The organism is Paracoccus simplex (assembly GCF_042648325.1).
Taxonomy (GTDB): Bacteria; Pseudomonadota; Alphaproteobacteria; order Rhodobacterales; family Rhodobacteraceae; genus Paracoccus; species Paracoccus simplex.
Genome location: NZ_JBHRXE010000014.1, coordinates 1 through 6,385 on the forward strand (window position 1 = coordinate 1; position 6,385 = coordinate 6,385).

Sequence of the window (6,385 nt, forward strand, 5' to 3'; positions counted from 1 at the left end):
CCGCGGAGAGCTTCTTGGGCTTCATCGACATCACATCGATCCGCCTCTGGATCCGCCATTTGTCAACATGACCTAAGAGAGGTTGCCGTGACCGAGCCCGACTATCGCGCGGATCGTCTGTTCCAGAGCGAAGATCCGAATTTTGAGGGCGACATCCACAAGCTCGTCCAGCAGATCGAATGGGGGAACGGATCGACGCCAGTGATATAGGCTGGCTGGGCGAGCGCGTGAACTTGCGCCACGATCAGGATATTACCCTGCTGTTCCACGCGCTTGCCTCGGACAATATCCCGGCTGTGGAGGCGCTGCTGGCTGTCGGCGCGGACCCGACCATGCCAGACCGAACAGGCTCCAAGCGCGACCTCGTCTATGCGCTGACCATGCCGGGCGGCTATCTTCTTGACCAACGGCATGAACGACGCGATCCGCGCCTATCTTGCGCATGGCGGCAATCCCAACGGCTGAGGCCAGCGGCCACCAATTCGCTTTGCTGGACGACTGATCGACAAGGGCTATTTCGACCACCGCTCCCAGCTCGAACTGGAGCATTTCCTGACCGCTCTTGGCGGCTATGCCCAACGTCGCGACGAGCCCAGTCTTGAAATCAAGCGCACTGCCATAAGGGTCCTGAAACGCAATCCGCATTACATGGAAACCGTGACCTACGACACCCGCACGCGCAGGATTTTCAAGGATCATTGGAGCGACCCCGAACCGGGCACGATTCCCTGGGACGAAATCCACTCGGATCGGGTGAAATAAATGAGCTCGACCCATCCCGGAAGTGCCAAATGGACCTCCTGCTGGCGCAGGCCTGCAATTTGTGCAAGCATATCTACAAGGACTCGCCGGGAGCGGGTGGTTTCCAGACATTCTACCCGGAAAAGATGGCGGAGGTGGAACGGAACTGGGCGACCTGGGATCTGCTAAACAACCAGACGGGTTCGGGTCTGGTCGCGTGGCTTTAGAGGGTTAAATCGTGGGATCCGGCAGACAGCAGCGCACCATCCTGCCCGCCTTGCCTTGTGTTCCGCGGCACCGATTTCGAGGACATGCGGGATCTGGGCATCGCGGCCAATCTCAGGCTGCAATACGGTCCCTTCTGGAAGAACGTCCCGTTCAACAAGATTTTCGACCCAACCCTTCCGCAACGCACGGAAGAGTTGACGCGCGAGAAAATATTGGCGATGGGTTTTACGCCATCAATATCCTTGATGAGTCCGGACGGACACGCGCGGACGGGTTCGTGATCGGCCTGACCATGAAGGCGGACATTATGGCCAAGGAGAACGGGGACTGGGTCAGCAACCTCTATCAGGGACCTGGCCGGGGATCGCCGCAATACGCGGAGGCGATGGCCTATGGCGAACGCTGCCTAGAAGAAAAAATCCTACCGCTGGCCGACAAAAGGATGGAAATATCCGGCCACTCTCTGGGCGGCGGGCTAGCCGCAGCGGTATGCTGCCATCTGGACCATTTCTATCCAGACGTCACGCTACACGCGATCATCTTCAATCCCGCAGGCGTGAATTCCAAGGCGATCGCCCCGGCCACGACCAGCAGCGGATCGCTCAATGCTTTCGCGGTCAAGGACGAGATCCTGACGACGCTGCAAAGCTACACCACCACGATGCCCTTCATCGGTTCGGTATTTCATCACGCATCACGCAGGCTGGGCATGTCGGCGATGCCGTCCTCGCTGGGGACGATACGGCGCGTTGCCGGCAAAAGTCCGGGAGGTGCATTGGGCGCTGGGGATCGCCTCTGCCCGAGTTGTTTCCGATGCAGACAGGCAATACCTCGTCCATTCCGATCCTGGCAGAGCTTGACGGGATGCTTCTGGCGGCGCCCAATCTGTCCTAGTTCGCTGAAAACCTGGCGAACTGGATTCGCGCGAAGTACGAAAGACGCGCTCGACGATCTGTCGTGGTATTCGACCGTCATTTCGAAATGAAGCAGGATAACCGAACTGTTTTACGCCGATTTACGGCCCGAGATCGCGGGCGTTTCTCATGCCTTTAAGCATTCCGCAGAATATCACGCTATGGACGTGGTGACCGACGGCTATGAAGCGAAGTTCCCGGCGTGATCAGCCTGGCCGTACCTTTTCAGTGGCGACCGGGCGATCCGCAGATGATTGATGCCCCGCATTCGGTCACATCACCGACGGTGGCGATTTCCTTGCCCTCCAGCTTTAGGCGCGATGCCACCTGCGCGATCCGATTCTTCCCGTGTACAGGGCAATCATGTTCATCGCCAAGCCGCGCTACTGGTTGCATGTTGCATCTCCACTGATCGGCCCCCACGAACGGGTCCATTCATGACCTAATCGTCAATCAGCGCTCGAGAACGAAGGTGTAAGCGCATGCATCCCACATATGATAGTCAACTGCCGCCTTCATAATATGGGTCACGCCGATTGCGTCGTGCATCAGCCCATTAAAAAATGGCTCGACCTGATTGCGCATGTAGGAGCCGCTTCCCAAGCTGAAGTATTGCGCAGCCGGGATCGGTGGCGGGGCTTCCACAGCATCTCGAAAAACCGGTCCCGCGCTGATCACCTGGGCCCGAGCTGCGCTTTGTGCCTGATAGAAATCCGCCAAATGCCAGCTGCGGAGGTGACCGTTGCTGTCACCGAGCGTCTGAAACAGCATAGTGATCAGGTTTCTCACGAAAGCCCTAAAGTCAGGCGCGCTTGCCGCTGCATTTGAGATCTGCTGGAGTTGCTGAAAATCAGAATTAACCAAATTCTGCCTATGAGGTGGAAACAGAACCGGCAGCCTTTCCCATTCGGGCGCTCTTTCCCAATGCGTAAACATCATACCTGGCTCCCTCCCAGGCGAAATTCCTTGGCTAGGCGATGATGTGGGAATAGCCGGAGGAAGCGTTACCCCACCCCAACGCAGAACATCCGATACCAGCGGTATGAGATTGCGAGTCTGAAGCGATGTCAGAACATCACCAGCCACTTGGCGGGAGCGGATACCCGCACTGGCAGCCTGTGAAAGCGACGATTGCGCTCTACGCGCGGTTTCTTGATGCAGGCCGGCCGCATTATAGGTATCACACCTAACCTGAATATCCTTGTGATGAGCTTTGGCCGCCAACGCCGCGCAGGACGCAAGTCCACCCCCAAGCGAATGACCAAAAATCATGAGCCTGCCGTTCCACTGCTGCATAGCCTCGTCTGCCGCCCGACGGGCGGCCCTTATGCTATCGAGGTATTGTAGAGGCACTTCACCAAGCGCTTGCGAGACATTGGTCGGCCAATCGCCATTCTGGCCATAGAAAAGTGAGGCAGAGCCCGTCCAGTCTATATGCATCGTGCCGATCTCGAGCAGGCCCGCCATGCTCGCCGAAATCGTCTCGCGACCTGATGCCGCCTGAATCAACGGTTGTTCATGCATCCCTGCAGCCCGCAACTGCGCGCGCGTGGTCGTTGGAGGAAAGCGGCCGGTTGGGGATATTGTCGGGATGACGGGCGCAAAGGTGTAAGGCCCCCCAGCTATACTCATCACTCCGGATGTCGTGATGTTGCAAGTCAGCTCAACATGGACAGCCAATTCGTCGATGTCTTGCTCGTTCATTTCCGAACCGCGAAACACCAGCGCGGGCGGGCAGACATCCAGCGGTGTCAGCCCGCCAGAAAGCTTGGGGTAATACATCCTACAGAACAGGCCGTTCGGTAAGTCCATGGACCAACCGCGCTTCCAATGATCCCAGAGCTTTGCCTTTTCCTGACGCAGACGCGGCGTCAGTTCCGTATCCTTATAATCATAAATATCAAGAATCAGCATTGCTGCCTTGTTCAAGCACGGTTGCCAATCGGCATTGCCAGGAATACGGGCCGGTTTTTGAACACCGGGGTTATCAAGCATCGCTTATGGCCCCCAGATCTGATTCCCGCGATCCGGCACGGACAGCGGGGCATTATAGCGGGAATGGATCTCATCTTCGGCCAGATACCAGCCACCATCCGCCTGATAGCTGAACTCGCTCAGGCGTGCGCGGATGCGGTCGGTTTCTGTGGTGCGATCAAGCGCCTTCCCGGCCAGGATCAGCACCTGATCCAGTCGCCACGCCGTGTGGCGCGAATCCGGGCCCGAACCCATGGCGAATGTCTCTACTACTGAATCCAGTTGGTGGAGGAACTGATCAATTTGGTCTGGAGAACCTGAGGGAAGCTTGACCCCACGCAAAACGCGAAACAGTGTCTCAGCAGTTGCATGGTTTCCTGCGCCAAAGGCCAAGGATTCCAGGAGACTATCAGTATTTCCACCACCAGGAAAGTTCGGCCGAAGCCACGGATCCGCACCAGCGTTGATCAGAGCAATCATCGCGCCGAGGTTTCTGTGTCCCTCCGCCAAGCTCAACGGTGTCACGTGACGGAACCCATATTGCTGCGTATCAGGATCAGCCCCGGCATCAAGCATGGCCTGCACAATGGGCAGACTGGCATCAAAATCGGGGAATAGCATGAAGTCTCGTTCGGACGGCGTGCGCCGCTCGATCGCCATGAACAGGGCTTCCGCGTGGTTCACGTTCGGATCGACGCCCTGTGCCAGCAAGGCTTGCGCCGCTTCGAGGTTGTAGGCCATCACGGCCTCTTGCAGCAGCGTTGCAAGATACTGAACCGGCTGGCCGTCGCGCGTAAAATCCAGTGCAGGTGCGTGATAACCGCGCGACAGGGCTTCGGTGCCCAAGGCAGCCAGTGCCTGATCGTCGGGAACGGCACCATTGGAAATTTCCGTGGCGATAGCGCGAATTTCCTCAGGCGCTTGCGCCCAACGCTGATCAAAGGTTTCCCGGTCTTTTGATTGCATCACTGGCCTCGTCCTTTCCGTATCTGCGGGCGGCGACGCCTCGACCTGAGATTGCTGAGGGGTCGGAGATGGCTCCCATTTCAGCACGATGAACCCATGTGCGGCAGGGCTCATCAGCCCGAGCATCAAGGCGATTGATGAAAGCAGTTTTGCACGTCTCATCTGGCGCACTCGTCAGTTCAGCTTGATGAGGTCGGACATGGCTTCAAACACCTGATTCATTGTCACCGCCATCCGCGAGCCGTTAACGGTTATGTTGCCGCTGTCATCCAAGGTGACCAGCGAAGCTCCGACTTTGATCGTGATGCTGTCGCCCGCCGTGATCTCGATGCGCCGCCCCACATCCAGCGTGTAATTGCCGCGCACATCGGTCATCTTATCCCGCCCCACGGTCTCGTTGTGGTCGACCTCTATCATCTGTGTCTTCGTTGCTTCGACGGCTAGGATCAAGTTTCCAATACCGGGATCACTGCCGACATCTCCCATTGCCTCGGCCAACGGTCCTATTCCTTGAGTGTTATTGGCTGCACTTGCGGGAGCGACGGAGCCGATCCTCCCCGGCCCCACACCCAAGTGCATGTCGCCCCCGATCATTTGCCGTAGTGTATTCCCAACCTCGCAGGACTGGTCGTGACCGATACTCGTGACAGAATTGCGGTTGATCCGTGCAGATGCATTGCGTTCGACCTTACTGTTCATATCGCGCTGCGCATGGATGAAGACCTCTTCCTCGCCCTTCTCATCCTCGAAACGCAACTCGTTGTAACCGTCGCCCTGATGAGTATCGGATTTGAAGGTGCTGACGGTCTTGTTGGCGGGCAGCGGGTAGGGCACCTGATTGCGCCCGTTATAAACACATCCCGTGACGATTGGCTTGTCCGGATCGCCTTCCAGGAACTCGACGACGACCTCCATGCCGATCCTGGGGATGACCATGCCGCCCCAGCCGGCGCCGGCCCAGTTCTGCGACACCCGGCAGCGCATCGAATGCGCCCCCGCCAGATCCCAATGGAACCGCACCAGGATGCGGCCGAATTCGTCGCAGTCGATCTCGCCCTCGCCGACCACCATCGCCGTCTGCGGGCCGTGCACCACGGGCACCGCCGTCCGCCGCGGCGGCACCATCGGCGCGGTGTCCGGCATCAAGGCGTAGCTGCCGGTGAAGGCATAGCCGTCGCTGCCCGAACCGCCGGAGCCATAGGCCTCGGACACGAAATGATGCGAGGCCGAGAGGCAGAGATAGGTCTCGCCCGTGCCCGGCACCGGATCGCCCGCAAGCGTCACCCGGCGCCCCGCCCGCAGGCTGGCGCAATCGCCCACCGCCCGGTTGCGGCGGTCCGCACCGCGTTCCTGGCTGGTGCGCAGCCCCGCCACCAGCTTGCCCACGTCCTGCGCCGGATAGTCGCCCGGATAATCAAAGCTCTCGATCTGGCCCTGGGCATGGGCGGCATCGCCCAGCCGGTCGGCCTCCATCGCCTGGTCGGGCTTCTTGAAATTGTAATCGGTCAGCCGGATGGCGCCGGTGGTCAGGTTGCGCTCGGGCGACCAGTCCCAGAAATGCT

Annotated in this window: 8 protein-coding genes; 4 read left to right on the top strand and 4 right to left on the bottom strand. The window is 58.9% G+C overall.

The window, feature by feature from the left end; genetic code table 11:
- Positions 1–87: 87 nt before the first annotated feature.
- The 4 genes from ACFOMP_RS06695 (at position 88) to ACFOMP_RS06710 (ending at position 1,954) form a co-directional block, all read left to right on the top strand.
- Positions 88–210 (top strand): hypothetical protein, encoded by a 123-nt coding sequence (locus tag ACFOMP_RS06695; protein WP_019351107.1) that lies wholly within the window; start codon positions 88–90, stop codon positions 208–210.
- Positions 211–791: 581 nt separating this feature from the next.
- Positions 792–968: a hypothetical protein gene (locus ACFOMP_RS06700; RefSeq protein WP_019351109.1), complete on the top strand. Its 177-nt coding sequence runs from the start codon at positions 792–794 to the stop codon at positions 966–968.
- Positions 969–1,052: 84 nt separating this feature from the next.
- On the top strand, positions 1,053–1,250 hold the full coding sequence (locus ACFOMP_RS06705) for a hypothetical protein (RefSeq protein ID WP_379028748.1): 198 nt from the start codon (positions 1,053–1,055) through the stop codon (positions 1,248–1,250).
- Positions 1,247–1,954, top strand: a complete 708-nt coding sequence (locus ACFOMP_RS06710; protein WP_379028750.1) for a hypothetical protein — start codon at positions 1,247–1,249, stop codon at positions 1,952–1,954. The genes ACFOMP_RS06705 and ACFOMP_RS06710 overlap by 4 nt, the downstream gene beginning before the upstream one ends.
- 154 nt (positions 1,955–2,108) lie before the next feature.
- Here the strand turns inward: ACFOMP_RS06710 and ACFOMP_RS06715 are convergent, their stop codons facing one another.
- The 4 genes from ACFOMP_RS06715 to ACFOMP_RS06730 all read right to left on the bottom strand — a co-directional run.
- Entirely contained in the window at positions 2,109–2,318 is a 210-nt protein-coding gene (locus tag ACFOMP_RS06715) for a PAAR domain-containing protein (protein ID WP_379028752.1), read from the bottom strand.
- An 18-nt stretch (positions 2,319–2,336) separates the two neighbouring features.
- Positions 2,337–3,878 carry an Mbeg1-like protein gene (locus tag ACFOMP_RS06720; RefSeq protein ID WP_379028754.1) on the bottom strand — a complete coding sequence of 514 codons (1,542 nt, stop codon included), beginning with the start codon at positions 3,876–3,878 and terminating at the stop codon, positions 2,337–2,339.
- A 3-nt stretch (positions 3,879–3,881) separates the two neighbouring features.
- The gene (locus ACFOMP_RS06725; protein WP_379028756.1) at positions 3,882–4,985 is read right to left on the bottom strand and encodes an ankyrin repeat domain-containing protein; all 1,104 of its coding nucleotides are present in this window, start codon (positions 4,983–4,985) and stop codon (positions 3,882–3,884) included.
- A gap of 12 nt (positions 4,986–4,997) precedes the next feature.
- Positions 4,998–6,385, bottom strand: a 1,388-nt coding sequence (locus ACFOMP_RS06730; RefSeq protein WP_379028758.1) for a type VI secretion system Vgr family protein, incomplete at its 5' end; no start/stop codon positions are given.

What these genes read in the sequence shown, in the direction of transcription:
- ACFOMP_RS06700 (WP_019351109.1), top strand. Translation starts at nt 792, where the DNA reads ATGGACCTCCTGCTGGCGCAGGCCTGCAATTTGTGCAAGCATATCTAC.
- ACFOMP_RS06705 (WP_379028748.1), top strand. Translation starts at nt 1,053, where the DNA reads ATGCGGGATCTGGGCATCGCGGCCAATCTCAGGCTGCAATACGGTCCC.
- ACFOMP_RS06715 (WP_379028752.1), bottom strand. Translation starts at nt 2,318, where the DNA reads ATGGACCCGTTCGTGGGGGCCGATCAGTGGAGATGCAACATGCAACCA.
- ACFOMP_RS06720 (WP_379028754.1), bottom strand. Translation starts at nt 3,878, where the DNA reads ATGCTTGATAACCCCGGTGTTCAAAAACCGGCCCGTATTCCTGGCAAT.
- ACFOMP_RS06725 (WP_379028756.1), bottom strand. Translation starts at nt 4,985, where the DNA reads ATGAGACGTGCAAAACTGCTTTCATCAATCGCCTTGATGCTCGGGCTG.